The organism is Streptomyces sp. NPDC005775 (genome assembly GCF_042871565.1).
Lineage (GTDB): Bacteria > Actinomycetota > Actinomycetes > Streptomycetales > Streptomycetaceae > Streptomyces.
Window position 1 is genome coordinate 25,705 of the sequence record NZ_JBIAIU010000025.1, and the last position, 25,319, is coordinate 51,023.

At 71.2% G+C, this 25,319-nt stretch carries 26 protein-coding genes; 14 read left to right on the forward strand and 12 right to left on the reverse strand.

Going from position 1 to position 25,319, the window contains the following annotated elements:
- Positions 1-100: 100 nt before the first annotated feature.
- Genes ACFYPA_RS35870 through ACFYPA_RS35880 form a run of 3 tightly spaced genes read left to right on the forward strand, consistent with a single transcriptional unit; the run spans position 101 to position 2,161 of the window.
- Positions 101-964, forward strand: a complete 864-nt coding sequence (locus ACFYPA_RS35870; RefSeq protein ID WP_359320386.1) for an AraC family transcriptional regulator — start codon at positions 101-103, stop codon at positions 962-964.
- Between the two features lie 10 nt (positions 965-974).
- On the forward strand, positions 975-1,859 hold the full coding sequence (locus ACFYPA_RS35875) for an AzlC family ABC transporter permease (protein ID WP_389136786.1): 885 nt from the start codon (positions 975-977) through the stop codon (positions 1,857-1,859).
- Positions 1,856-2,161 carry an AzlD domain-containing protein gene (locus tag ACFYPA_RS35880; RefSeq protein WP_359084856.1) on the forward strand — a complete coding sequence of 102 codons (306 nt, stop codon included), beginning with the start codon at positions 1,856-1,858 and terminating at the stop codon, positions 2,159-2,161. Before ACFYPA_RS35875 ends, ACFYPA_RS35880 begins: the two co-directional genes overlap by 4 nt.
- 30 nt (positions 2,162-2,191) lie before the next feature.
- Here the strand turns inward: ACFYPA_RS35880 and ACFYPA_RS35885 are convergent, their stop codons facing one another.
- Entirely contained in the window at positions 2,192-3,106 is a 915-nt protein-coding gene (locus ACFYPA_RS35885; protein ID WP_389136788.1) for a hypothetical protein, read from the reverse strand.
- 79 nt (positions 3,107-3,185) lie between these two features.
- On the opposite strand from ACFYPA_RS35885, the gene ACFYPA_RS35890 reads away from it, so the two are divergent.
- The 4 genes from ACFYPA_RS35890 to recX all read left to right on the forward strand — a co-directional run bounded on the left by ACFYPA_RS35890 (position 3,186) and on the right by recX (position 6,921).
- Complete coding sequence (locus tag ACFYPA_RS35890; protein ID WP_359084854.1) at positions 3,186-3,380, forward strand: DUF3046 domain-containing protein; 195 nt, start codon at positions 3,186-3,188, stop codon at positions 3,378-3,380.
- A gap of 184 nt (positions 3,381-3,564) precedes the next feature.
- Positions 3,565-4,734, forward strand: coding sequence for an AI-2E family transporter (locus tag ACFYPA_RS35895; RefSeq protein ID WP_389136821.1), 1,170 nt, complete (start codon positions 3,565-3,567; stop codon positions 4,732-4,734).
- A gap of 300 nt (positions 4,735-5,034) precedes the next feature.
- Positions 5,035-6,168 (forward strand): recombinase RecA, encoded by a 1,134-nt coding sequence (gene recA, locus ACFYPA_RS35900; RefSeq protein ID WP_359084853.1) that lies wholly within the window; start codon positions 5,035-5,037, stop codon positions 6,166-6,168.
- A gap of 3 nt (positions 6,169-6,171) precedes the next feature.
- Complete coding sequence (recX, locus tag ACFYPA_RS35905) at positions 6,172-6,921, forward strand: recombination regulator RecX (RefSeq protein WP_359320377.1); 750 nt, start codon at positions 6,172-6,174, stop codon at positions 6,919-6,921.
- 146 nt (positions 6,922-7,067) lie between these two features.
- Here recX and ACFYPA_RS35910 read toward each other — a convergent pair whose 3' ends face one another.
- A complete protein-coding gene (locus tag ACFYPA_RS35910; protein WP_359084850.1) occupies positions 7,068-7,709 on the reverse strand; it encodes a hypothetical protein in 642 nt (213 codons plus the stop codon).
- Positions 7,710-8,204: 495 nt separating this feature from the next.
- Between ACFYPA_RS35910 and ACFYPA_RS35915 the strand changes: the two genes are divergently transcribed.
- Together ACFYPA_RS35915 and ACFYPA_RS35920 are read left to right on the forward strand one after the other, a co-directional pair.
- Positions 8,205-8,882 (forward strand): ArsR/SmtB family transcription factor, encoded by a 678-nt coding sequence (locus tag ACFYPA_RS35915; protein ID WP_389136793.1) that lies wholly within the window; start codon positions 8,205-8,207, stop codon positions 8,880-8,882.
- Positions 8,879-11,437, forward strand: coding sequence for an FtsX-like permease family protein (locus ACFYPA_RS35920; RefSeq protein ID WP_359320372.1), 2,559 nt, complete (start codon positions 8,879-8,881; stop codon positions 11,435-11,437). Before ACFYPA_RS35915 ends, ACFYPA_RS35920 begins: the two co-directional genes overlap by 4 nt.
- 60 nt (positions 11,438-11,497) lie before the next feature.
- On the opposite strand, the gene ACFYPA_RS35925 is transcribed toward ACFYPA_RS35920, so the two are convergent.
- From ACFYPA_RS35925 to ACFYPA_RS35960, 8 genes are all read right to left on the reverse strand, one after another.
- Positions 11,498-11,908, reverse strand: coding sequence for a rhodanese-like domain-containing protein (locus ACFYPA_RS35925; RefSeq protein WP_359084847.1), 411 nt, complete (start codon positions 11,906-11,908; stop codon positions 11,498-11,500).
- Positions 11,905-12,408, reverse strand: a complete 504-nt coding sequence (locus ACFYPA_RS35930) for a cysteine dioxygenase (RefSeq protein WP_359084876.1) — start codon at positions 12,406-12,408, stop codon at positions 11,905-11,907. The genes ACFYPA_RS35925 and ACFYPA_RS35930 overlap by 4 nt, the downstream gene beginning before the upstream one ends.
- A 109-nt stretch (positions 12,409-12,517) precedes the next feature.
- Entirely contained in the window at positions 12,518-12,604 is an 87-nt protein-coding gene (locus ACFYPA_RS35935) for a putative leader peptide (protein ID WP_311307652.1), read from the reverse strand.
- A 32-nt stretch (positions 12,605-12,636) separates the two neighbouring features.
- On the reverse strand, positions 12,637-14,250 hold the full coding sequence (locus ACFYPA_RS35940; RefSeq protein WP_359320369.1) for an FAD-dependent monooxygenase: 1,614 nt from the start codon (positions 14,248-14,250) through the stop codon (positions 12,637-12,639).
- Between the two features lie 241 nt (positions 14,251-14,491).
- On the reverse strand, positions 14,492-15,382 hold the full coding sequence (locus ACFYPA_RS35945) for an amino acid ABC transporter permease (protein WP_359320366.1): 891 nt from the start codon (positions 15,380-15,382) through the stop codon (positions 14,492-14,494).
- Entirely contained in the window at positions 15,379-16,044 is a 666-nt protein-coding gene (locus ACFYPA_RS35950; RefSeq protein WP_359320363.1) for an amino acid ABC transporter permease, read from the reverse strand. Before ACFYPA_RS35950 ends, ACFYPA_RS35945 begins: the two co-directional genes overlap by 4 nt.
- 74 nt (positions 16,045-16,118) lie before the next feature.
- On the reverse strand, positions 16,119-16,961 hold the full coding sequence (locus ACFYPA_RS35955; RefSeq protein WP_359320360.1) for a glutamate ABC transporter substrate-binding protein: 843 nt from the start codon (positions 16,959-16,961) through the stop codon (positions 16,119-16,121).
- A gap of 69 nt (positions 16,962-17,030) precedes the next feature.
- Positions 17,031-17,819: an amino acid ABC transporter ATP-binding protein gene (locus ACFYPA_RS35960; RefSeq protein WP_359320357.1), complete on the reverse strand. Its 789-nt coding sequence runs from the start codon at positions 17,817-17,819 to the stop codon at positions 17,031-17,033.
- Between the two features lie 321 nt (positions 17,820-18,140).
- On the opposite strand from ACFYPA_RS35960, the gene ACFYPA_RS35965 reads away from it, so the two are divergent.
- Together ACFYPA_RS35965 and ACFYPA_RS35970 are read left to right on the forward strand one after the other, a co-directional pair.
- Positions 18,141-18,833 (forward strand): response regulator transcription factor, encoded by a 693-nt coding sequence (locus ACFYPA_RS35965; protein ID WP_359084835.1) that lies wholly within the window; start codon positions 18,141-18,143, stop codon positions 18,831-18,833.
- Between the two features lie 16 nt (positions 18,834-18,849).
- A complete protein-coding gene (locus ACFYPA_RS35970; RefSeq protein WP_359320355.1) occupies positions 18,850-20,244 on the forward strand; it encodes a HAMP domain-containing sensor histidine kinase in 1,395 nt (464 codons plus the stop codon).
- A gap of 55 nt (positions 20,245-20,299) precedes the next feature.
- Here the strand turns inward: ACFYPA_RS35970 and ACFYPA_RS35975 are convergent, their stop codons facing one another.
- On the reverse strand, positions 20,300-21,298 hold the full coding sequence (locus tag ACFYPA_RS35975; protein ID WP_359084831.1) for a TAXI family TRAP transporter solute-binding subunit: 999 nt from the start codon (positions 21,296-21,298) through the stop codon (positions 20,300-20,302).
- Positions 21,299-21,432: 134 nt separating this feature from the next.
- Here ACFYPA_RS35975 and miaB point away from each other — a divergent pair, with 134 nt between their 5' ends.
- Both miaB and ACFYPA_RS35985 read left to right on the forward strand, forming a co-directional pair.
- Entirely contained in the window at positions 21,433-22,953 is a 1,521-nt protein-coding gene (miaB, locus tag ACFYPA_RS35980) for a tRNA (N6-isopentenyl adenosine(37)-C2)-methylthiotransferase MiaB (RefSeq protein WP_359084829.1), read from the forward strand.
- A gap of 58 nt (positions 22,954-23,011) precedes the next feature.
- Positions 23,012-23,725, forward strand: coding sequence for a class III extradiol dioxygenase subunit B-like domain-containing protein (locus tag ACFYPA_RS35985; protein WP_359084827.1), 714 nt, complete (start codon positions 23,012-23,014; stop codon positions 23,723-23,725).
- Between the two features lie 84 nt (positions 23,726-23,809).
- Here the strand turns inward: ACFYPA_RS35985 and ACFYPA_RS35990 are convergent, their stop codons facing one another.
- Positions 23,810-24,067, reverse strand: a complete 258-nt coding sequence (locus tag ACFYPA_RS35990) for an antitoxin (RefSeq protein WP_359084825.1) — start codon at positions 24,065-24,067, stop codon at positions 23,810-23,812.
- 238 nt (positions 24,068-24,305) lie between these two features.
- Between ACFYPA_RS35990 and miaA the strand changes: the two genes are divergently transcribed.
- Positions 24,306-25,244: a tRNA (adenosine(37)-N6)-dimethylallyltransferase MiaA gene (gene miaA, locus ACFYPA_RS35995; protein WP_359320352.1), complete on the forward strand. Its 939-nt coding sequence runs from the start codon at positions 24,306-24,308 to the stop codon at positions 25,242-25,244.
- The last annotated feature ends 75 nt before the right edge of the window (positions 25,245-25,319 follow it).

Consider the following 25,319-nt stretch of genomic DNA (forward strand, 5'->3'; position numbering starts at 1 on the left):
GCCCCCGGCCGGCCTCGTGCGGCCGCCCGTGACCCGGGCTCGCGACCCACGCGGCCATTGCGCCGAAGGGCCGCGGACCGCGTGCTGCGAGAATTCGAGCATGGCGGGAGCGGCGGGACCGGCGGAGTGGGCGAGGCACTGGCAGTACGCGGAACTGCCCGACCTCGACCTGCTGCGTGCCCGCTACATCCGCCACACCTTCCCGCGCCACAGCCACGAGGGCTATGTGTTCGGCGCTGTCACCCAGGGCGTCGAAGACGTCGAGCTGCCCGGCGGCACCGTCCACGCGGGACCGGGCTCCGTCGTCATGATCAATCCGGAGGTGCCGCACACCGCCAGGGCCGGTGTCCCCGAGGGCTGGGTGTACGCCACGCTCTACCCGTCCTCTCAGGTGATCAACGACATCGCGGCGGAGATGACGAACCTCCGCGGCACCGTCGGCTTCACGGAGACCGAGGTGGCCGACCGGTATGCGGCGCGGCTCATCGGCGAGGTCCACCGGGCAGCGGAGGAGGGCAACGCACTGGCGGCGGACAGTGTGCTGCGGGTCCTGGTCACGCGCCTGCTCACCCGGCACGGCAGCGCCCTGCCCGCCCCGGCGCCCCGGGCCGCGGGGGCGCGGGACGCGGTGCGTGCCCGTGCGGTGCTGGAGGCCAGGATGACCGCGCCCCCCACCCTGGAGGCGCTGGCCACCGAACTCGGCACGAGCCCGTTCGCCCTGCTCCGGGCCTTCAAGAAGCAGTACGGGATGCCGCCGCACACCTGGCTCACCGACGCCCGGGTGCGTCGTGCGCGACGGATGCTCGACGCGGGCACCGCCCCCGCCGCGGCCGCCGCCGCGGTCGGCTTCACCGACCAGCCGCATCTCAACCGTCACTTCACCCGGATCGTGGGGGTGCCACCCGGCGCCTACCAGCGCGAACGCGCAAGAACGTACAAGACCGGCCCCTGCCTGCGCGAGTAGCGTGCCGGCCGTGGCAGAACAGACAGCACCCCCTCAGAGCGCGGCCGGCCCGTCCGACGGCCGTGCGCCCGTCCCCGGGGCCAAGCCGGACGCGGCCGTCGTGCGTGACGCTCTCGGCGTCGGCATAGCCGTCGGCCTCTCCGGCTTCGCCTTCGGTGTCACCTCGGCCGGCTCCGGACTGAGCCTGCTGCAGACCTGTGCGCTCAGCCTCCTCGTCTTCACCGGAGCCTCCCAGTTCGCCCTGGTGGGCGCCCTAGCCGCAGGCGGCAACCCCTACACCGCCGCGGCCGGCGCCTTCTTCCTCGGCGTACGCAACTCCTTCTACGGCCTGCGGCTGTCACAGCTTCTCGCGCTGCCCCGTGCCGTGCGTCCCCTTGCCGCCCAGTGGGTCATCGACGAGACGACCGCCGTGACGCTGCCGCAGCCCACCCGGCGCGCGGCCCGCATCGGTTTCACCGTCACCGGACTCACCCTCTACGTGCTGTGGAACCTCACCACGCTGGTCGGCGCGCTGGGTGCCGAGGCCCTCGGCGACACCGCCGCCTGGGGGCTGGACGCGGCGGGCCCAGCCGTCTTCCTCGCCCTGCTCGCGCCGATGCTGAAGAGCGCGACGGAGCGGGTCACCGCCGCGCTCGCCGTTCTGCTCGCCCTCGGCCTGCTGCCCGTGCTGCCGGCGGGGGTGCCCGTACTGCTGTCCGCGCTCGCGGCGCCCGTCGTCCTCTTCCTGACGGGACGCGGCAAGGACAGGGCACCGAGCCCCAAGGGAGCCCGCGATGCCGGGAAAGTGAAAGCCGGCACCACCGGGGAAGCCCCCGTCACCGGGGAAGCCCCCGTCACCGGGGAAGCCCCCGTCACCGGGGAAGCCCGCAGCACCATGCCGGAGGACGGCCGATGAACGTCTGGATCGCCATCGCGCTGACCGCCGCGGGCTGCTACCTCGCCAAGCTCCTCGGCCTCCTGGTGCCCGCCGGCGTCCTGGAACGCCCCCTCGTGCAGCGTCTCGCGGCCCTCCTGCCCGTTGCTCTGCTGGCCGCCCTGACCGCGCAGCAGGCCTTCGGGGACGGGCAGCAGCTGGTGCTCGACGCCAGGGGTGCGGGCCTTGCCGCGGCGGCCGTCGCCCTCGTCCTGCGCGCACCCTTCCTCGTCGTCGTGGGGGTCGCGGTGGCCGTCACCGCCGGAGTGCGCGCGCTCGGCTAGCCGGCGCGCGCCGGTCCTGCGCGGCAGCGCTCAGCCGAGGGCACGCCCGTACGCCTGCAGCGTCTGGAGGGCGCGGAGCGTGACCAGGGGGCGCCCCTCCAGGGCGGTCCCCGGGGCCCACTGCCGCCAGGTCACCGGCCAGCCGCCGTCGGCCTGCTGTCCGGCCGAGAGGTGGTCCAGCGCACGATCCATCTCCGCGTCGGTGAACCACCGGCGGGCGAGTGATTCGGGTGCGCGGGCGTAGTCGTACGGAAAGTGCTGCTCGCCCGGCGCGTACCCGGGAGCCACGGGGTACTCGGCCCGCCGTTCCGGGGTCAGGACGGCGAGCCGCTGGTCGCGCACCAGGCGTCCGAGCCGGTCGGCCGCGGCCTCGGCCCGCGGCCGGTCCGGAGCGCCGTCGAGGAAGGCGACCGCGGCCTCGATCTCGTAGGGGTGCGACACCTCCAGGGCGTCGACGGCCGCCCAGCAGAAGTCCGTGGCCCGGAACAGCCAGGCGTGCCACACCGAATTGCGGTGGAGCAGCCCGACGACGGGCCCGGTGACCAGCAGCTCGGCCGGCGGATCGTCGACGATCGGGATGAACGGCGCGGCCGGGTAGCCGCGTTGCGAGGGAAGCAGAGCGGGTAAGGCTCCCTCCTTGGTGGAGACGTCGGTCAGGAAGCGGCAGATCCGCTCCACGCGGAGTCCGCCGCAGCGGTCGATGGAGTCGAGGACGCTCAGCGCGTGCGCCGTGTGCAGCGGCTGACTGACGGGGCCGCGCAGATCGGGTTCGAGCGCGTGCCCGTACCCGCCATCGTCGTTCAGGTAGGCGGCGAGTGCCGTCTCCACGGCGTCCGCGCTTCCTCCCAGGAAGTGATGGGCGAACCGCCGCTGTTCGAGGACGCGGGCGGTGAGCCAGATGAACTGCTCGGCACGGTCGAGGGGACTTGTTCCGGTTCCAGCCATGCACCGACCGTAGGACGGCAAGCGCTCCCGACAGGGCCGGGCGGCCAGGCTGCACTCTCAGGAGCGGGATACTGGTGGCATGCGGTTGACGATTTTCTGGGAACGGATGGCGGACCACTTCGGCGCGGGGTACGCCGATTCCTTCGCGCGCGACCATGTGATGGCGGAACTCGGCGGGCGCACCGTCTGCCAGGCCCTCGACGCCGGGTGGGAGGCCAAGGACGTCTGGCGCGGGGTCTGCACGGCCGTCGGCATCCCTGCGGACAAGCGCTGAGGCGCAGCTCGACGCGGTGCGGCGGGCGGGACGTCCCCGGGGTGCGCGACCGGTTGGCCGAGCAGTAGGCGAGACTTGCCCCGTGGCACCGACAGACGAGACCGCCCAGACCCAGCCGCCCCTCGACCCGCCCGTCCCGCCGGCCGCGCCACCGCCCCCGCCGTCCGGCACCGGGCAGGCCCGCATGCCCGGCTGGCTGCCGCGTGCCATGGTGCTGGCACTGGCGCTCTACGCCTGCTTCCGGCTCGGCAGCTGGGCCTTCGACCAGCTCATCGGTCTGCTGATCAATGTGCTGATCGCGTTCTTCGTGGCGCTCGCGATCGAGCCCGCGGTGAGCCGGATGTCGGCCCGCGGCATGCGCCGGGGCTTCGCCACCTTCCTGGTCTTCCTGGGCGTGCTGATCGCTGGCGCCGGGTTCGTCGCGCTGCTCGGTTCGATGCTCGCGGGGCAGATCGTCGACATGGTGGAGGACTTCCCGAAGTACCTCGACTCGGTGATCAACTGGGTCAACCAGACCTTCCGCACAGAGCTTTCCCGCGTCGAGGTGCAGGACAGCCTGCTGCACTCCGACTGGCTGCAGAAGTACGTCCAGAACAGTGCGACCGGCGTGCTCGACGTGTCCACCACGGTCCTCGGCGGTCTGTTCCGGCTGCTCACGATCTTCCTGTTCTCGTTCTACTTCGCGGCCGACGGGCCCCGGCTCCGCCGCGGGTTGTGCTCCGTCCTCCCTCCCAGCCGCCAGGCCGAAGTGCTGCGGGCCTGGGAGATCGCCGTCGACAAGACGGGCGGATACCTCTACTCGCGCGGTCTGATGGCGCTCATCTCCGGCGTCGCGCACTACATCCTGCTGCTGGCCCTCGGAGTGCCGTACGCACCGGCGCTCGCGGTCTGGGTGGGACTCGTCTCACAGTTCATCCCCACGATCGGTACGTATCTGGCGGGCGCCCTGCCGATGCTGATCGCGTTCACCGTCGACCCCTGGTACGCGCTGTGGGTCCTCGGTTTCGTCGTGGTGTACCAGCAGTTCGAGAACTACATGCTGCAGCCGAAGCTGACCTCGAAGACCGTCGACATCCACCCTGCGGTCGCCTTCGGCTCGGTCATCGCCGGTACCGCGCTGATGGGCGCGGTCGGCGCGCTGATCGCCATCCCGGCCGTCGCCACGCTGCAGGCCTTCCTCGGCGCTTATGTGAAGCGCTATGACGTCACGGACGACCCGCGGGTGCACGGGCGCCATCAGGGGCGACGCGGCGAATCGGTCTCCGTACGACTGCCCCGACTCTGGCGCGCCCCCGAGGCCGAGGGCGCCCAGGGGGAGGACGGGGAGCCGCGGGGCCCGCGGCCGCGCTCCTAGACGTGGACCCTCTCCGGCCTGGATCGCCCCTTTCCCTGCCGATGTCACGCTGACGTCATATATGGGGGCCTTGCGCCCTAAATGCCTGATCTCGGGGCGCTATCCTGAGGTCGAGTCGGTGTGGCGTGGTGCGCTTGACACCAAAATCGAACATCCATTCTCATGGGATTCCGGCCGGGTTTTCCCGGGCTCGACCGTGGAGTTGTCCACAGGCCGGGAGGACGTCGAGGCCCATTGTCAGTGGCAGGGGTTAGCGTCTTTGACGTGAAGCGATCGACTCAAGCAAATCGGGTGGAACCCATGGCAGGCAACGACCGCGAGAAGGCGCTGGACGCCGCACTCGCACAGATTGAACGGCAATTCGGCAAGGGCGCGGTGATGCGCCTCGGCGAGCGGCCGAACGAGCCCATCGAAGTGATCCCCACCGGCTCGACCGCGCTCGACGTCGCGCTCGGCGTCGGCGGCCTGCCGCGAGGCCGTGTGGTGGAGGTGTACGGACCCGAGTCCTCCGGCAAGACGACGCTGACGCTGCACGCGGTGGCGAACGCGCAGAAGCTCGGCGGCACGGTGGCCTTCATCGACGCGGAGCACGCCCTCGACCCGGAGTACGCGAAGCGGCTCGGGGTCGACATCGACAACCTCATCCTGTCCCAGCCGGACAACGGTGAGCAGGCCCTCGAGATCGTGGACATGCTGATCCGCTCGGGCGCCCTCGACCTGATCGTCATCGACTCCGTCGCGGCCCTGGTGCCTCGTGCGGAGATCGAGGGCGAGATGGGCGACTCGCACGTCGGTCTGCAGGCCCGACTGATGAGCCAGGCGCTCCGGAAGATCACCAGCGCGCTCAACCAGTCCAAGACCACCGCGATCTTCATCAACCAGCTCCGCGAGAAGATCGGTGTGATGTTCGGCTCGCCGGAGACCACCACCGGTGGTCGCGCGCTCAAGTTCTACGCCTCGGTCCGGCTCGACATCCGCCGTATCGAGACGCTGAAGGACGGCACCGACGCGGTCGGTAACCGCACCCGCGTCAAGGTCGTCAAGAACAAGGTCGCGCCGCCCTTCAAGCAGGCCGAGTTCGACATCCTCTACGGCCACGGGATCAGCCGCGAGGGTGGTCTGATCGACATGGGCGTGGACAACGGCTTCGTACGCAAGGCCGGCGCCTGGTACACGTACGAGGGGGACCAGCTCGGCCAGGGCAAGGAGAACGCCCGCAACTTCCTCAAGGACAACCCCGATCTCGCCAACGAGATCGAGAGGAAGATCCTGGAGAAGCTGGGCGTCGGAGTCCGGCCCGATGCCGAACCCGCCGCCGAAGCCGGCGCGGACGCGGCAGGCACGGCGGCGGCTCCGGCCGACGGTGCGGCGAAGTCGGTGCCCGTTCCGGCCGGCAAGGCCAAGCCGGCCAAGTCGGCGGCGGCCAAGAGCTAGACCGTGACGCGTCGTACGGAGTGGCCGGGCAGCGCCGCCGATCCCGGTGCGGGGCCCGGCTCCGAATTCGCCGCCGGACACACGGCCGGATCCGACAACGAGTCCGACCTCTCCCACGAGCCGGTCGCCAGGACCGGCCGTGGCAGAGGTGGGGGCTCGGCAGCCGGATTCGGTGAGGGGGCGGGGCGCCGTTCCCGCTCCCGTTCCAGGGACAGCGGTTCCCCCTCCTCGTCGAGGGCCGAGAAGGGGGAACCGCGAGACCCGGTCGAGCAGGCGCGCAACATATGCCTGCGACTGCTCACCGGGACTCCACGCACCCGCAAACAGCTCGCGGACGCCCTGCGTAAGCGGGAGATCCCGGACGAGGCGGCCGAAGAAGTGCTGTCGCGCTTCGAGGACGTCGGACTGATCGACGACGCCGCGTTCGCCGATGCCTGGGTGGACTCCCGGCATCACGGCCGCGGTCTGGCCCGCCGCGCCCTCGTCCGTGAGCTGCGGACCAAGGGAGTGGACTCCGCCGTGATCGACGAGGCCGTCGGCCGGCTCGACTCCGAGCAGGAGGAGGAGACGGCGCGTGAGCTCGTCGCGCGCAAGCTCAGATCCACCCGTGGCCTGGAGCGCGACAAACGGCTCCGCCGCCTCGCGGGCATGCTCGCCCGCAAGGGGTACGGGGAGGGCATGGCCCTGCGCGTGGTGCGGCGGGCCCTGGAGGAAGAGGGCGAGGACACCGAGGGGCTGGACGAGCCCTTCTGAGCGTTGTCGTCGCCTGTCGCTCCTCCGGTGCCTCGTCGAGCCTCTCGGCGTCAGCGGTGGCCCGCGGCCGTGCCGCCGCCCCCATGCCCCGCCCCCGTGCCCCCGCCGCCGTTGCCGTCCGACTGGCCGGTCATGCCGTCACGGCGTTACTGCCCGGCGCGGGCCGCACGGCTGATGGTGGCGTCGATCAGGGCGAGGGCGTCCGCGGCGGTGCGTCCTGGGTAGCGGTTCCACGGACCGATCAGCCCGGTCCAGCCCTGCGAGCGAAGCTCGGAGATCAGCCAGGCGCCGGCACGGTCGACGGTGTGCACCGATCCATAGCCCAGGCGGTGCGCCGTGAGCATGGCGCCACAGACGCAGCGGGCGCCCCGGGCGTTGCGGAGCCGGTAGGGCGTGTTCTGCCAGCCCCATTCGGTCAGGATCTGGCGGGCGTGGGCGAGATGGACGGACGGCTGCACCTCCGGCTGTCCGATGCGCCGCCAGGCGTGCAGCCGGTCGGGCAGTACCGCACCGAGACGCCCGGGTAGCGGGCGCTCGCGCGGCAGGGCCGCGGGCAGGGCACGCACCGTGTCGGCGATGAGCTGATCCACCGGCACGGACAGGAGATCGCGCCAGTCACCCGACGGGGCCGGGCGGTCCTGCTCCTCACGGGGTGGGACGGTGCCCGGGGATTCGGGGACGGTGAGGTCCCAGCCCGTGACGATCTGCTGCCAGGCCTCCGTGTCGTGGAGGCGAGCGGCCTGGACATCGAGTTCGTCGGGCGTGAGAGCGGTGGCGGTGGTCGGCATGGGTGCGGGGCTCCCCGTCGTAGCGGTGGCGAAGCGATGCCGTGGCGGTGTGATGGCGATGCCGCGGTGGTTCTCGCCGTTGAGGCGAATGTCCGTCCGGTCCGCGGTTCGCTCCACCCGAGCAAGGCCATACGGGTGTGTCGCAACGGATTTCCGGCGAGCGGGCACGTCCCGGCCACGCATGGGGCAGTGCCGGGGTCCGGGAGTGCGGCCCGTATGCGGGTGCGGCGCGTACGGGATGAATCCCACCCGGGCATCCGGGGGGGAGTCCCCCGGGCGTCCAGGGCGAGTGAGTCCTCTCCGGGTGTCCGGGGCTGAGTCCCGCCGGCGGCCGGCCGCGTCCGAGCCGGGGGTGAGTCCCGTATCCGTATCGCGGGAGTGAGCCCCGTACGAGGGTTAGTGGGGGGGCCGACCTCCGCACGGGGGTTAGCCCCCCACGAAGACACCGGACCGCTCCCGTGCGCAGACATCTGTGCACAGAGCAGTGTGTGACGCATGCCAGAGAAGCCCGGCGGTACCGAGATCACGGAGCCGGCCGCCCTCAAGGCCCTCGCCCAGCCCCGACGTCAGCAGCTCCTTCAGCACCTCACCCTGCACGGCCCGGCGACCTCGGCGATCCTCGCCCGCGCCCTGGGCCTGAACACCGGCGCCACCAGCTACCACCTGCGGGAGCTGGCCCGGTACGGCTTCGTCGCCGACACCGTGCCGCAGGATCCGGGCGCGCGCCGTGCGCGTTGGTGGCGGGCCGTGCCCGGTGACCGCCGGTTCCCGCCGCCGTCCCGCCGGACACCCGGGATGCGGATCGTCATGGACGAGCTGAACCGTCACACGTACGCCGCCGACCTCGCACTCTTCGAGCGGCTCCAACGCGAGAGCGCGGCAGCCGCGGACTGCGGGGGCACGGACGAGTGGGCTGACGCGCATGCGTACTCACGCGGCTCCCTGCGGCTCACCCTTCCGGAACTGCGGCAGTTCTTCGAGGAGTACATCGCCCTCATGAACCGCTACAAGCGCCCCGAAGCCGAGACCCCGTCCGGTGCCCGCACGGTCCACACCCGGCTGCTGGCCTTCCCGGGACCAGGCGAGGACGCCCGTGCCCCTCACGGCGAGAACGCCCATGCCCCTCACGGCGTCCGCACGGACGACAACAGAAGAGAGACGGACGCGTCATGATGCTGCGCTACGCCCTGCGTACGATCCGCGACCGCAAAGGCGGATTTCTCGGCGCGCTGCTGGCCCTCATGTGCGCCGCCGCCCTCGTCACCGCCTGCGGCACCCTCCTGGAGACCGGCCTGCGCGGCCGGATCGCCACCGAGCGCTACGCCGCGACCCCGCTCGTCGTCTCCGCCGACCAGAACGTCCACCGCACCACCGTGAAGCACAAGGGCAACGGGAAGACGAAGGTCAAGCACAAGGCCAAACCGGTGACCGAGCGGGCCTGGCTCCCCGCCGCCACCGCCGACCGGATCCGCACCCTGGAGGGTGTGCGCGGGGTCGTCCCCGAGCTGACCTTCCTCGCCGAGCCGTTGCCGGCCGGTTCCGAACGTGCGGGCAGCGGCGGCACGCCCTCGTACGGACACTCCTGGGAGTCCGCCCCGCTCACCCCGTTCGCCCTCGTCGAAGGCCGCGCCCCGGCCTCGGCCGGCGACGTGGTGATCGACCGGGGTCTCGCCGACCGGGCCGGCCTGACGACCGGGGACCGGCTCACCGTGCAGTCCACGCAGGCTCCTCGCACCTACCGGGTCAGCGGCATCGCCGCCCCGGACGGCGACGGCGGACTCCGGCAGCAGACCTCACTGTTCTTCTCCACGCCGGAAGCCGAACGCCTCGCAGCCCGCCCGGGCCAGGTCTCCGCCCTGGGTGTGCTGCCCGCAGCGGGTACGGACACCGACCGGCTGAAGCAGCGGGTCACGCAAGCCCTCGACGGCACCACCGCCCAGGTCTCGACGGGGGACGAACGCGGCCCGGTCGAGTTCCTGGATGCCGCGGGCGCGCGGGTCAAGCTGGTCTCCATGGGGGGCGCCATGGGCGGAACCTCGCTGCTGGTCGCCGTGCTCGTGGTCGTCGGGACCTTCGCGCTCTCCATCCAGCAACGCCACCGCGAGCTGGCGCTGCTGCGTACGATCGCCGCCACGTCACGCCAGATCCGCCGTCTGCTCGGCAGGGAGGCGCTGGTGGTAGGCGCCGTCGCCGGGGTGCTGGGCGCCCTGGCCGGGCTGCCGCTGGCGGGTTGGCTGCACAGTCGATTCATCGACATGGGTGTGGTCCCCGCGACGCTGGAGCGGACGGCCGGCATCCTTCCGGCGTGCGCCGCCCTCGCCGTCACCCTTCTCGGCGCCTGGGCCGCCGCCCGCATCTCCGGCCGTCGTATCGCCCGTCTCCGCCCCGCCGAGGCCATGGCCGAGTCGGCGGTCGAGCGCCGCAGCCCGGCCCGGGGCCGTATCGCCGCCGGTCTGGCCCTGCTCATCGGGGGCCTGGTCCTCGTCGCCGTGCTGAGCATTCTGCACACCGAGGCCGCCTCGACCCCCGTCACCTTCCTGGCCGTGGTGGTGCTGGCCACCGCGGTGTCGCTGCTCGGCCCGCTCCTGGTCCGGGCGGCCGCCTTCCTGCTGGCGGGCGCGCTCCGGGTGGCCGGGCACACCGGCATCCTGGCCACGGCGAACATCCGCGGGAACTCCACCCGGATGGCCTCCGTCGTCACCCCGCTCACCCTGCTCATCGGCATGACCTGCACGGTTCTCTTCGTCCAGCCCACCCTCGGCGACGCGGCCCTGGCGCAGGCCCGTGAGGGCACCCGCGCCACCTGGGTGCTGGGCGCGCAGGGGCCCGGCGTCCCGTCGGAGGCGGCCGATGCCGTCCGTACGGCACCCGGGGTCACCGCCGCGACGGAGGTGGTCCGCACCACCGTCCGGGTCGGACTCACCAAGTACCGGGCCCAGGGGGTCACCGCGACAGGTCTCGCCCGCACCTGGGACCCCGATGTGACGCGCGGTTCGCTCGCCGCGTTCACCGCCGGTTCCCGCACCGCCGCCATCAGCGAACTGGCCGCCGACCAGCTCGGCCTGCGCCCCGGCGACGCACTGAAGCTGCACCTGGGCGACGGCACCCCCGCCACGCTCAGGGTCGCGGCCGTCTACCAGCGGGGGCTGGGCTTCGGCGACATCACGCTGCCGCACGGCCTGGTCGCCCCGCACATGGACAATCCCCTCGCGGCGACCGTTCTGGTCGCAGGGGACGCGAGCCGCGGTGAACTGACAGCCGCTCTGGGAGAGTTCCCCGGCGTCACGGTCGTCGCCCCCGCGACCGCCGACCGGCTCCAGGCGGACCGGCAGCAGGAGAACGCCGAGGTCAACCTGCTCGCCATGGGGCTGATCCTGGCGTTCACCGCCATCGCCGTCGTCAATACCCTCGCCATGTCGGTCTCCGAGCGCCTCAAGGAGTTCGCGCTCCTGAGGCTGGCCGGGGCGACGCGCCGCCAAGTGCTGCGGATGCTCCGCATCGAGACCCTGTCGGTCCTCGTCGTCGCCACCACCCTCGGCACCGGCATCGCGCTCGCCGTACTGACCGCCTTCAGCATCGGCATGACGGGCGGCGCGGCGCCCACCGTGGTGCCGTTGGTGTACGCGACGGTGGTGGGCGGCGCCGCCCTGCTCGCTCTGGTCGCGACGGCGCTGCCCGGCAGGCTGGCCCTGCAGACCCGCCCGGTGGAAGCGGTCACGAGCCGGTGACCGATGCCCGCGAACCGACGAGACCGTGACCGACGGCCCCCGAGCCGCTGCGGCCGCAGGTCACCCCTCGACCGGCAGCCCTGCCGCGCGCCAGGCCTGGAAACCGCCGATCAGGTCCGTCGCCCGGTGCAGCCCGAGCCGGTGCAGCGACTCGGCGGCGAGGCTCGACGCGTACCCCTCGTCGCAGATCACCACCACCCGCAGACCGTGACTCACGGCCTCCGCCGCGCGATGGCTCCCCTGCGGGTCCAGCCGCCATTCCAGTTCGTTGCGTTCGACGATCAGGGCCCCCGGGATCAGCCCGTCCCGTGCCCGCAGTGCCGCGTAGCGGATGTCCACGAGCAGCGCGCCGTCATCCGCCGCCGCCTTCGCCTCCTGGGGTCCGAGCCGCTCGTATCCGGCTCGGACCCGCTCCAGGAGCCCGTCGATCCCGATCGGGTGGTCGCCGCCCTCATGCTGTACGTCGCTCACTGCCAGTCCTCCGGACGTTCGGTCTGCTCAAGACGGAGCACCGCGCCGGTGCGGCTGTAGCGCCGGATCTGCGGCAGCGGCGGATAGTACGCGTGTACGGAGACGGCATGTTCCGTGGCGGACTCGTTCAGCACCTCGTGGACATGGTGGCGGCCGAACGCCTTGCCCTGACCTGCCGTCAACTCCCTGGACCGGTCGATGCCCTCGGCCAGCTCCAGGGTCTTCCAGCCATCGGTGGGCAGTCGTGCCGCGAGCGCGTGCTCCTTCAGCGTGCCGGCCGCCGTGAGGAAGGCGCCGACCGAGTCGGCGTGGTCGTGCCAGCCGGTTCCGGTGCCGGGCGGCCAGCCGATCAGCCATGCCTCACTGCCGCCGGGCCCGTCGAGCCGGATCCAGGTACGGCCCTCGGGGTCGAGGGGGAGCGAGGCGATGAGCGCGGTGTCGGCGGCGGTACGGCGGACGAAGTCGAGCAGATCCGCAGCGGTCGGGCCGGAGGCAGGCATGCGTACGGGCGCGGGGGAGGGGGAGGAAGACACAGGGACCGTCCTGAGAGTTCGCGTGGACGCCCCGGCCACGCACGTCACGGCGCGCGGCGGAGCGGGGGAAGGCGATTCAGCAGGACGGGCGACACACGCAGCCCGCATAGCGGAGCAGGTCCATGTGGACCCTCCGCCACAGGCGCACATCGGTGTCGGTCATGTTCCGGAGTAGACCATGTGCGCCCGCGTCGGTCAATTGACGTCTGCGGTCCGGCCGGAGCGTACGGAGGCGGGCGTCGCGCCGCCGCGCGCCGCGTCCGCCGCCGCGCGGAGCTCCGCCGGCCGGACCCCTCCGAACGACTCCACGAGATGGCCGTCCGGCCTGACCAGCAGCACCGTGTGCGCGGAAGCACCCGGATAGCTCTCGGCCACCAGCAGTTCGGCCTTCACCGGAAGGGCGTCGACCGTCTCGACGAGCCGCGGCATGAGCCCGGCCCGCATCCAGTGCCGCCGGTCCCAGACGCCGGTCCCCGGCGCGACGAGCACCACCAGCAGATGCCCCTGCCCCAGCCGCTCCCGCAGCCGTACGGGCGTTCCGTCCGGAGCGGTGACCCGTACATCGGCGACCGGCGCACCAGGGGGCGTACCCACCGCGGTGTGCGCCTCGGCGCGTGGGGGCGCAAGGGGGGAATGGGAGTAGGAGGGGGGCGCACCGAGTGGCCCACAGCCAAGATGTCCGTCGGTCAGCAGCGAATCGTGCCCCCGTGCGATCCCCGGGACCAGCGTCCGAAGGCCCCCGCCGCCCCGCAGTATCGGCAGCGACTGGTCGGCGGCGCGCAGGCGGGAGGCGACGGCGGCCCGGCGTTCGGCCTGGTAGCTGTCGAGGAGCGCCTCGGACGCGCCGTGGTGCCAGGCCAGCGCCAGCTTCCAGGCCAGGTTCTCGGCGTCCCGGAGCCCCTCGTCGAGCCCCTGGGTGCCCAGGGCGCCCAGCAGATGGGCGGCGTCCCCTGCGAGGAAGGCCCGCTTCACCCGCCACCGCCGGGCGAGCCGGTGATGGAGCGTGTACACGCCGGTGTCCAGCAGTTCGTACGGGGGCGTCGCGCCGCACCAGCCCTCCAGGGTGTCCCGGACCCGGGTGACCAGCACGTCGGGCGTGACGAGCTCACCGCGCGGCGGCAGCAGCCAGTCCAGCCGCCAGACACCGTCCGGCAGCGGCCGCGCGGTGACCTCGGCACCGCCGGTGCGCCAGGGCGGCAGCCGGTGCAGTACGGCTTCGCCGGGCCAGGGCAGCTCGGTGCGCAGTGCGGCGACGGCATGCCGCTCCACCGCCGTACGCCCGGGGAACCGGATGTCGAGGAGTTTGCGGACGGTGGACCTCGCGCCGTCGCAGCCGACCAGGTAACTCCCGCGCCACCAGGTGGAACCTGGTTCCCGCGTGTGCACGGTGACCCCGTCGGGGTCCTGCTCCAGCGTGTCGATGCGGCTGAGCCGGGCCGTCTGCACGAGTTCCTGCGCCGCCACCGCGTCCCGCAGACCCCGCATCAGCGCGTGCTGCGGTACGTGGACGGGGGCGGCCGGCAGGTCGCCGGCGGCAGAGCCCTCACCGAGCGGCAGCTCCCGTACGAGCTGCCTGCGCCGCATGGACCGCCAGCCCGACCAGCGCAAACCCTCGTCCTGGAGCGTCTTGCAACCGAGCCGTTCCACCAGACCGGCGGTGTCCTCGCGCAGCACGACCGTGCGGGCCGGACGCGTCTCGTCCTTGCCCGGGTCCTCGTCGAGGAGCACGGTGGGTACCCCCTGCGCCGCGAGGGCGAGCGACAGCACCAGGCCGACCGGCCCGGCACCGACGATGATCACCGGGTCCACGGCGCGGCCTCCGCAACACTCGTGGCCGGCCGCGCGGAAACGCACGAGAGGAGCGAGGGGGCCGAGGCGGCCCCTGAGGCGGAGGGCGGCGTCGAAGGAGATGCGGCGGCGGAGGCTCGGGGCGCGATCACAGAACGTATGCAACCTATTGGGGGTGCGTGCGTCAAGTGACACCGGAACGCGGCGAGGGGCGGTGGCGCGTGCGCCACCGCCCCTCGCGCGGAGATCCGTCGCTGATGCGTCAGGTGGAGGTTGAGTCCATGACCAGCACCGGCTCACCGGCCGTCGTCGGTGCGCCCTTTACGCCGTCACTCTTCTTCCGCTGCCGCAGCCGCCGCTCCAGCCAGCTCGCGAACGAGGTGAGGGTGAAGTTCAGCGCGATGTAGATCACGGCGATGATCGTGAAGCACGCGATGGTGTTCGCGCCGTAGTTCGCGGCCATCGGCCGGACCGACGCCAGCAGCTCCGGAAAGGTGAGCACCGCGCCACCGAGGGCGGTGTCCTTCACGATCACCACGACCTGACTGACGATCGCGGGCAGCATGGCGGTCACCGCCTGCGGCAGCAGCACGAAGACCATGGTCTGGCCCTTGCGCATGCCGATCGCCTTGGCCGCGTCCGTCTGCCCCGAGGGGAGCGTCAGGATGCCGGCCCGCACGATCTCGGCGAGCACCGAGGCGTTGTACAGCACCAGGCCCGTCACCACGGCGTACAGCAGGCGGGTTTCCGGGTCGAGTTCGGTGTACTCGAAGTACGCCTGGTTCGCGATGAGCATCAGGATCAGCACCGGAATGGCGCGGAAGAACTCCACGACCACGCCCGACGGCACCCGCACCCGACGGTGGTCCGAGAGCCGGCCTATGCCGAACAGGGCGCCCAGCGGCAGCGCGATGATCAGGGCGAAGAACGCCGCCTTCAGTGTGTTCTGGAGGCCGGGCCAGATGAAGGTCTCCCACGGCTGGGCGCCGGTGAAGAACGGCTTCCACTTGACCCAGTCGAGCTGGTGCTTGGAGGCGAGACCGTCGTACACCCACCACACCACTGCCGCGGCACCGAGCACGAACAGGACCGTGTACAGGATGTTCCGCCGCTTGGCGCGCGGCCCCTGTGCGTCGTAGAGCACCGAAGTCATCGCTTCACCGCCACCTTCTTGCTCACCCAGCCGAGGATGAGGCCGGTCGGGAGGGTCAGAACGATGAAGCCGAAGGCGAAGACGGCCGAGATCAGGAGCAGCTGTGCTTCGTTCTCGATCATGCCCTTCATCAGGTATGAGGCCTCCGCCACCCCGATCGCGGAAGCGACCGTGGTGTTCTTCGTCAGCGCGATCAGCACGTTGGAGAGCGGATTGACGACCGAGCGGAACGCCTGCGGGAGAACGATCAGACACAGCACCTGGGTGAAGCTCAGGCCGAGAGCGCGTGCGGCTTCGGCCTGACCGACCGGCACCGTGTTGATGCCGGACCGCAGGGCCTCGCAGACGAAGGCGGCCGTGTAGGCGCTCAAGGCGAGAACCGCCAGGCGGAAGTTGATGTCCTTGATGTCGGACGCACCGAGACTGACGGTGAGCGTCGAGTACAGACCCAACGAAGAGAAGAGAATGATCACGGTCAACGGAATGTTCCGGACCACGTTGACGTAGCCGGTCGCGAAGCCGCGCATCAGGGGGACCGGGCTGACCTTCATGCCGGCCAGCAGCGTTCCCCATATGAGGGAGCCGAGGGCGGAGTAGACGGTGAGCTGCACCGTCACCCAGAACGCCCCAAGCAGGTCGTAACCATCAAGAAAGTCGAACACGATCTCCCGCGCTTCCGCGTGTAGGAGGGCACGGCGCGCCGCCCTCAGTGGCGGCGCGCCCGGTCAGCCCTGCTTCACTTGACGACGTTGCCGATCTTCGGGGCTTCTTCGTTCTTGTAGTTCGCCGGACCGAAGTTGGCGTCCACGGCCTTCTTCCACGAACCGTCCGAGACCATCTTGGTCAGCGCGTCGTTGATCTTCTTCTTGAGGTCGGCGTCGCCCTTCTTCAGGCCGATGCCGTAGTTCTCGTTGGTCATCTTGAAGCCGGCCAGCTTGAACTTGCCCTTGTTGGCGTCCTGCGAGGCGTAACCGGCCAGGATGCTGTCATCGGTGGTCAGCGCGTCAACGGCTTCGTTCTCCAGGCCGGTCAGGCACTCCGAATAGCCGCCGTACTCCTGGAGCTGCGCCTTCGGGGCCAGCGTGTCGTGGATGTTCTGCGCCGAGGTCGAGCCGGCGACCGAACAGAGCTTCTTGTTGTTCAGGTCCTCGGGCGCCTTGATGGAGGTGTCGTCGGCGCGGACCAGGATGTCCTGGTGGGCGAGGAGGTACGGGCCGGCGAAGTCGACCTTCGCCAGACGCTTGTCGTTGATCGAGTAGGAGGCGGCGATGAACTTCACGTCGCCACGCTCGATCGCCGTCTCACGGTCGGCGCTCTTGGTCTCCTTGAACGTGATGTCCGCGGCGGCGTAGCCCAGTTCCTTGGCGACGTACGTGGCGACATCGACGTCGAAGCCGGTGTACTTGCCGTCCGGGGTCTTCAGACCGATACCCGGCTGGTCGATCTTGATACCGATGGTGATCTTCTTGCCGCCGCCCGAACCGGACGCGTCGTCCTTGTCGTCGGAACCACAGGCGGTGGCGGTCAGGGCGAGGGCGAGCACGGCGGCCGAGGCGGCGGTGACCTTACGAAGCTGCATGGTGAAATTCCCTAGAGTTGACGCGATGTGAGTGATCGGCCGGTCCGGAGACCGGCGCCGAAGGCTCCATCAGTGGTGAAGGATCTTCGACAGGAAGTCCTTGGCCCGGTCACTGCGCGGGTTGCTGAAGAACTGGTCGGGCGTGGCCTCTTCGACGATCTTTCCGTCCGCCATGAAGACGACCCGGTTCGCCGCGGAGCGGGCGAAGCCCATCTCGTGGGTGACGACGACCATGGTCATGCCGTCGCGGGCGAGCTGCTGCATGACCTCCAGCACCTCGTTGATCATCTCCGGGTCGAGCGCGGAGGTCGGCTCGTCGAAGAGCATGACCTTCGGATCCATCGCCAACGCACGCGCGATCGCCACACGCTGCTGCTGGCCGCCCGAGAGCTGGGAGGGGTACTTGTCGGCCTGGGTTCCGACACCCACCCGGTCGAGCAGCGAACGCGCCTTGTCCTCGGCCGCCTTCTTGTCCGCCTTGCGGACCTTGAGCTGGCCGAGCGTCACGTTCTCCACCACCGTCTTGTGCGCGAAGAGATTGAACGACTGGAAGACCATGCCGACATCGGCACGCAGCCTCGCCAGCTCCTTGCCCTCCGCGGGCAACGGCTTTCCGTCGATCGAGATCGCGCCCGAGTCGATCGTCTCCAAGCGGTTGATCGTGCGGCACAGCGTGGACTTCCCGGACCCGGACGGCCCGATGACGACCACGACCTCGCCGCGGGCGATCGTCAGGTCGATGTCCTGGAGCACATGCAGCGCGCCGAAGTGCTTGTTGACGTTGCTCAGCACGACCAGGTCGTCACCGGCCGCGGGTGCGGCGTCCTCGGCGCCCTTGGTCACTGAAACTCCGCTCATCGGCTTAATGCTCCGTCCTCCTCGGTTGGGAAGGACCTTAGTGACGCAGTGCGACCAGCGTCATTACATCTGAGCGGAAATTGAGCATAACGATCCGGCCGCAACCGGACACTCCGTGTGAACGGGACGCCTTTCAGGGCCCCGGGGCGTACCGGGTGCATAACGGAAACGCGAATGCAACGGGTGGGTACTTGACTGGCCCACCGGTCATCGGAGTGGATGCCCTGGTACACCCTGACGTGAAACGCCCCGGTACGGGGAAGTAACGGGGGGCGTACGCGACCGTACGGACACCGCACATCCGGAAGAAAAAGGGGGGCCATGAGACTGCTGCTCGTCGAGGACGACAACCACGTCGCCGCCGCCCTGTCCGCGATCCTCGCCCGGCACGGCTTCCAGGTGGTGCACGCCCGCAGCGGCGAGGAGGCCCTGCAGGCGCTCCTGCCCACCGATACGGAGCCCTTCGGCGTCGTGCTCCTCGACCTGGGCCTGCCCGACCAGGACGGCAACGAGGTCTGCGGGAAGATCCGCAAGCGCAGCTCCGTCCCCGTGATCATGGTGACGGCGCGGGCCGACGTCCGCTCACGCATCCACGGACTCAACCTCGGCGCCGACGACTACGTGACCAAGCCGTACGACACCGGGGAGCTGCTCGCCCGTATCCACGCCGTCAGCCGGCGCAAGACGGGCACCGAGGACACCGCGCCCACCCCCGTGGCGGCGCTGCGTCTGGGGCACGTGCACATCGAGCTGCCGACCCGCAGGGTCAGCGTCGACGGGAGCGAGGTCCAGCTCACCCGCAAGGAGTTCGACCTGCTCGCTCTGCTCGCCCAGCGGCCCGGTGTGGTGTTCCGCCGGGAACAGATCATCAGCGAGGTGTGGCGTACGAGCTGGGAGGGGACGGGACGCACCCTGGAGGTGCATGTGGCCTCCCTGCGCTCCAAGCTGCGGCTGCCCGCCCTGATCGAGACCGTGCGCGGGGTCGGCTACCGCCTCGTCGCGCCGGCCGCGTAGAGGGCGCACGTTCCCCTTGCGTACCCGGCTGCTTCCGCTGCTCATCGTCCTCATGGCGAGCGTCCTGCTCGCGCTCGGCTTCCCCCTGGCCGTCAGTGTGGCGGCGGCCCGGCAACAGGGCGTCGTGATCGACCGGATCGACGACACGGCACGGTTCGCCGCCCTCGCCCAGTTCATCACCGAACGCACCAGCGGCTACGACGAACGGCGCCGCACCCTCCAGGGCGAGCTGCAGACGTACGACTCGGTGTACGGCATCAGGGCCGGCGTCTTCTACCGCGACGACACCGCCATGGCCAAGGCGCCGGCATCCTGGCTGCTGCCCGCCGAGGGTGAGGGCCGCGAGGCGTTCAAAGAGGCGTTGCTCGGCCGCCGCAGCCACGATCCGCCGCAGGTCTGGCCCTGGCAGGACGGCCGGGTCGTCGTCGCCTCACCCGTCGTGCGGGACGGCGACGTGATCGCCGTCGTCGTCATCGACTCACCCACCGACCAGATGCGCGCCGCCACGCTCCGCGGCTGGCTGGTGATCGCCGCGGGGGAGGTGATCGCCATGCTGGTGGCCGTGGGCGCCGCGAACCGGCTCACCGGCTGGGTCCTGCTCCCCGTGCGGACACTGGACGCCGCCGCCCACGACATAGCCATCGGCCGCATGCGGTCCCGGGTGGCGGCGTCCGGCGGGCCCCCGGAACTCAGGCGCCTGGCCCGGTCGTTCAACGAGATGGCCGACAACGTCGAGGACGTGCTGGAACAGCAGCGCGCCTTCGTGGCCGACGCCTCGCACCAGTTGCGCAACCCCCTGGCCGCCCTGCTGCTGCGGATCGAGCTGCTCGCCCTGGAACTCCCCGAGGGGAACCAGGAGATCGCCTCCGTGCGTACCGAGGGCAAGCGCCTCGGCCAGGTGCTCGACGACCTGCTCGACCTGGCGCTGGCCGAGCACGCCGACGCCGATCTGCAGCTCACGGACATAGGCGCCCTCAGCGCCGAACGGATCGCCTCCTGGCGTCCGGTGGCCGAGGAGAGGGGCGTACGGCTGCGGGCGGACGGCATCGGGGCCGTCACCGCCTGGGCCGACCCCATCGCCCTGTCCAGCGCGCTCGACGCGATCATCGACAACGCCCTCAAGTTCACCCCCGGGGACGAGGAGGTCCGGGTCACCGTCGCCTCCGACAGCACGTCCGTCACCGTCGTCGTCGCGGACGGCGGACCGGGGCTCACCGAGCAGGAGATGGAGCGCGTCGGAGACCGGTTCTGGCGCAGCTCCCAGCATCAGAACGTACGGGGATCGGGCCTCGGCCTGTCCATATCCAAGGCGCTCCTCGCCGCGAGCGCCGGCTCGCTCTCCTGCGCGCGCAACGATCCGCACGGGCTGCGCGTGACGGTCTCGGTCCCGCGCAACGGGCCGCAGGACTGAGGAGACCCACCGCAGCCCCTCAGGGTCGACCGAGCGGTAGTAGCGCTCGAACCTCTCAGGGCTTGACCGAGCGGTAGTAGCGCTTGGCCCCTTCGTGCAGCGGCAGCGGATCCGTGTAGATCGCCGTCCGCAGGTCCACCAGCTGCGCGGCGTGCACCTCGCGGCCGATGCGGTCGCGGCTGTCGATCACGGTCCGGGTGAACGCCTCCGTCATCGCCGCGTCGGTGCGGTCCGTGGTCACCAGCACATTGGCGACGGCCACGGTGGGCACGGCCTGTCCCTGCTGCGCGTTGCCGTAGGCATCGGCCGGCATCACGGCCGAACGGTAGAAACGGCTGGAGCCGCCCGCCGCCTGGAGCTGCTTGATCAGCGGCTCATCCAGCGGGATCAGCCGGATCGAGAACCGTTCCGACAGATCGGCCACCGCGGTGGTGGGCAGTCCGCCCGACCAGAAGAACGCGTCGAGCCGGCCATCCTCCAGCAGCTCGGGCATCGTGTCGATGCCCACCGACACAGGCGTCACATCGTTGACGGGGTCCAGCCCGGCAGCAGTCATCAGGCGGTCGGCCAGCAGTCGCACGCCCGAACCCGGCTGCCCCACCGCGACCGCACGGCCCCGCAGATCCGCGACGCTGCGGATGTCCGAACTCCGGGCCACCACCAGCTGGACGTAGTCGTCGTAGAGCCGGACACAGCCGCGCAGCCGCTCGGCGCCGGGCTTGTCGTCGCGCAGATAGGTGGCGACGGCATCGGTGGTGGCGATGGTGAAGTCCGCCTCGCCCGCTGCCACCCGGGCGAGGTTCTGCTGTGAGCCCTCACTCGTCTGCAGTCGTATCGACACCTGGGGCAGGTCCTTGGCGAGTGCGCCCTCGAGCCGCTCGCCGTAACGCTGGTAGACGCCGCTGCGCACCCCTGTGCTGAAGGTCAGCGTTCCGTTCGGTGCCGGATTCCCGAGGGGGAGCAGCCACCAGAGCAGCAGTCCGAGCACGACGACGGCGGCGGCGCCCGCCCGCAGCGAGCGACGCCGGCCGATTCGGGACAGAGCCGGGAGCATGGCGGCGATCCTGCCAGGTGGTTCCCGGCCCTGGCCAGGGGCGCCGCCGGATCTCACACCCGCCGCCGCTGCCGTGATGCCGGCCGGAAGCCGCCCGCGACGGGAGGTGTCCCCGCAGCGCCTACCCTTGTCGCATGAGCAGCGGCAACCGGAGCGAAGCAGTGGACGTCAGAAAAAGCTATGAGGTGCGCACCTACGGGTGCCAGATGAACGTCCACGACTCCGAGCGGCTGTCGGGGCTGCTGGAGGACGCCGGCTACGTACGGGCGCCCGAGGGCGCCGACGGTGACGCCGACGTCGTCGTCTTCAACACCTGCGCGGTGCGGGAGAACGCCGACAACAAGCTCTACGGAAACCTCGGCCGGCTCGCCCCGATGAAGACGAAGCGTCCCGGGATGCAGATCGCGGTCGGCGGCTGTCTCGCGCAGAAGGACCGCGACACCATCGTCGAGCGCGCCCCCTGGGTCGACGTCGTCTTCGGTACGCACAACATCGGCAAGCTGCCCGTGCTGCTGGAGCGCGCCCGTATCCAGGAGGAGGCGCAGATCGAGATCGCCGAGTCCCTGGAGGCGTTCCCCTCGACGCTGCCCACCCGCCGCGAGTCCGCCTACGCCGCGTGGGTCTCGATCTCCGTCGGATGCAACAACACCTGCACCTTCTGCATCGTCCCCGCGCTGCGCGGCAAGGAGAAGGACCGCCGGACCGGCGACATCCTGGCCGAGATCGAGGCACTGGTCGCCGAAGGCGTCTCCGAGATCACCCTGCTCGGCCAGAACGTGAACGCGTACGGCTCCGACATAGGTGACCGCGAGGCCTTCTCCAAGCTGCTGCGCGCCTGCGGGCGGATCGAGGGCCTGGAGCGGGTCCGCTTCACCTCCCCGCACCCGCGCGACTTCACCGACGACGTGATCGCCGCGATGGCCGAGACACCGAACGTGATGCCGCAGCTCCACATGCCCATGCAGTCCGGCTCGGACACGATCCTGAAGGCCATGCGCCGCTCGTACCGGCAGGAACGCTTCCTCGGCATCATCGAGAAGGTGCGGGCCGCGATGCCGGACGCCGCGATCTCCACGGACATCATCGTCGGCTTCCCCGGTGAGACCGAGGAGGACTTCGAGCAGACCATGCACGCGGTCCGCGAGGCGCGCTTCACCAACGCCTTCACGTTCCAGTACTCCAAGCGCCCCGGAACCCCCGCCGCCGACATGGAGGGGCAGATCCCCAAGGAGGTCGTCCAGGAGCGGTACATGCGCCTGTCCGCCCTCCAGGAGGAGATCTCCTGGTCGGAGAACAAGAAGCAGGTCGGCCGCACGCTGGAGGTCATGGTCGCGGAGGGCGAGGGCCGCAAGGACGGCGCCACCCACCGCCTGTCCGGCCGCGCCCCCGACAACCGCCTCGTCCACTTCACCAAGCCGGACGAGGACGTACGGCCCGGGGACGTGGTGACGGTCGAGATCAGCTACGCCGCCCCGCACCACCTGCTGGCCGAGGGCGCACCCCTCGGCGTGCGGCGGACCCGTTCGGGGGACGCCTGGGAGAAGCGCACCGCCGCGCCGGCCGCCAAGCCGGCCGGCGTCATGCTGGGCCTGCCCGGGATCGGCGCCCCGGCGCCGCTGCCCGCCGCCTCGGCACCGGGCTGCGGCTGCGACTGACGGCGCCGGTACGAGCTCCCCGAGCGGGCTCCGGCGACCGGCCAGTACGCTGCCCCTCATGCTTGTCGCCGCCGCTGTCTGCCCCTGTCCGCCGCTGCTGGTCCCCGAGGTGGCCGCCGGTGCCGCGCCCGAGCTCGATGGAGCGAGGACCGCGTGCACCGACGCGCTGGGCGTCCTCGCGGCCTCCCGGCCCGATCTGCTGATCGTGATCGGTCCGGCCGGCCTCGCGGGCCGGGGCCCGCACCCCGAGGGGGCCACGGGCGGCTTCCAGGAGTTCGGCGTGGACCTCGACGTACGGCTGGGGCGGGACCTGGGGGCGGTCGCCGAGCGCCCGCTCGCCCCGTCGCTCGCGGTCGGCGCGTGGCTGCTGGCCCGCACCGGGTGGGCGGGCACCCCGGTCGAGGCGCTCGGAGTGGGGGAGCCGCTGGAGACCGGCCGCTGCACGGAGACGGGGCGCGCGCTCGCCGGGCGCGCGGACCGGGTCGCGCTGCTGGTGATGGGCGACGGCAGCGCCTGTCGCACCCTGAAGGCGCCCGGCTACCTGGACGAGCGGGCCGCCGGATTCGACGCGGAGGCCTCGCGAGCGCTGGGGGCGGCGGACACGGGCGCGCTGATCGCACTGGACGAGGCACTGGCGTACGAACTCAAGGCCGCGGGCCGCGCGCCCTGGCAGGTGCTCGCCGGGGCGGCCGAGGGGGCCGGACTGGACGGGCGGCTGCTGTACGACGACGCACCGTACGGCGTGGGCTACATGGTCGCAGCCTGGTCCTGACCCGTCGCCGTACCCACCGGGCCACCCGGAAGGGCCGTGGAGCGATGCCGCTCCACGGCCCTCGTGCTGTTCTGCGGCCCGGTCTCAGGGAGCGGGCGGGGTGCTGCCCGGCGCGGGCGGCGTACCGCCCCCGTCCTTCTGGGCCAGCTTGTCCACCGCGCCCTTGGCCTTCTGCGTGCCGGTCACGATCTTGTCGCTGTACTTGCCCTTGGTCTTCGCGTCCACCGCCCGCGCGGCCTTGTCGAGCCCCTGGTCGATCTTGCCCCCGTGCTGCTGCGCGAGGTCGCTCACCTTGTCCTTCGCCGGGCTCAGCTTCGCCTTCAAATTGTCCATGAAGCCCATCGGACACCTTCTCTGCTGGGGGCTGCGTGCGCGTGCTCTCCCCGGTCCCGATACCCGCCGAGCCGTCCCGTACTCACCCGCCGCCGCATCGGCGGTTAAGTGGGACAAACGGCAGAACCATGAGAAACCACCCATATGTAGCCACCATTTTACCCCGGCGACCCGTGCCCGGGCGGCCTTCCCACGGCCCGCGTCTCACTCATTCGGGAACGGCCCCGAGGTTTGCGAGACTGTGGCAGTGAGAAGTCCAGCTCCCGCACCGCGGGTCATCGCCGTCGTCGGTCCCACCGCAGCCGGAAAGTCCGACCTGGGGGTGTTCCTCGCCCAGCAGCTCGGGGGCGAAGTGGTCAATGCCGACTCCATGCAGCTCTACCGGGGGATGGACATCGGCACCGCCAAACTGACACTCGCCGAGCGCGACTCTGTCCCCCACCGGTTGCTGGACGTCTGGGACGTCACGGAGACCGCCAGCGTCGCGGAGTACCAGCGCATGGCCCGCACCGAGATCGACCGGCTGCTCGCCGAGGGCCGCACACCCGTCCTGGTGGGCGGTTCCGGTCTGTACGTGAAGGGCGCGATCGACGCCCTCGAATTCCCCGGTACTGACCCCGGCATCCGGGCCTCACTGGAGGCCGAGCTCGCCGAGCGCGGCTCCGGAGCGCTGCACGAGCGGCTCGCCGCGGCCGACCCCGAGGCGGGCCGGGCGATCCTGCCGAGCAATGGCCGGCGCATCGTGCGGGCCCTGGAGGTCATCGAGATCACCGGCAAGCCCTTCACCGCCAACCTCCCCGGTGACGACGCGGTCTACGACGCCGTCCAGATCGGTGTCGACGTGGCACGGCCCGAGCTCGACGAGCGCATCGCGGTGCGCGTCGACCGGATGTGGGAGGCCGGCCTCGTGGACGAGGTGCGCGACCTGGAGTCGCGCGGTCTCCGGGAGGGACGCACCGCCTCCCGGGCGCTCGGTTATCAGCAGGTGCTCACCGCGCTGGCCGGGGAGTGCACCGAGGACGAGGCGCGCACCGAGACCGTGCGCGCCACCAAACGCTTCGCGCGCCGCCAGGACTCCTGGTTCCGCCGAGACCCGCGCGTCCAGTGGCTGAACGGCGCCGCGGAGCACCGGGGGGAACTCCACGGCCGGGCGCTGGCGTTGGTCGAACGAGCGGTTACAGCCTGATCACGTGATGGCATCGGGAAGCCCTGACCGTCATTTCGGCGACCTGCGGCGTGCCATCATCGAGCATCGATCGAC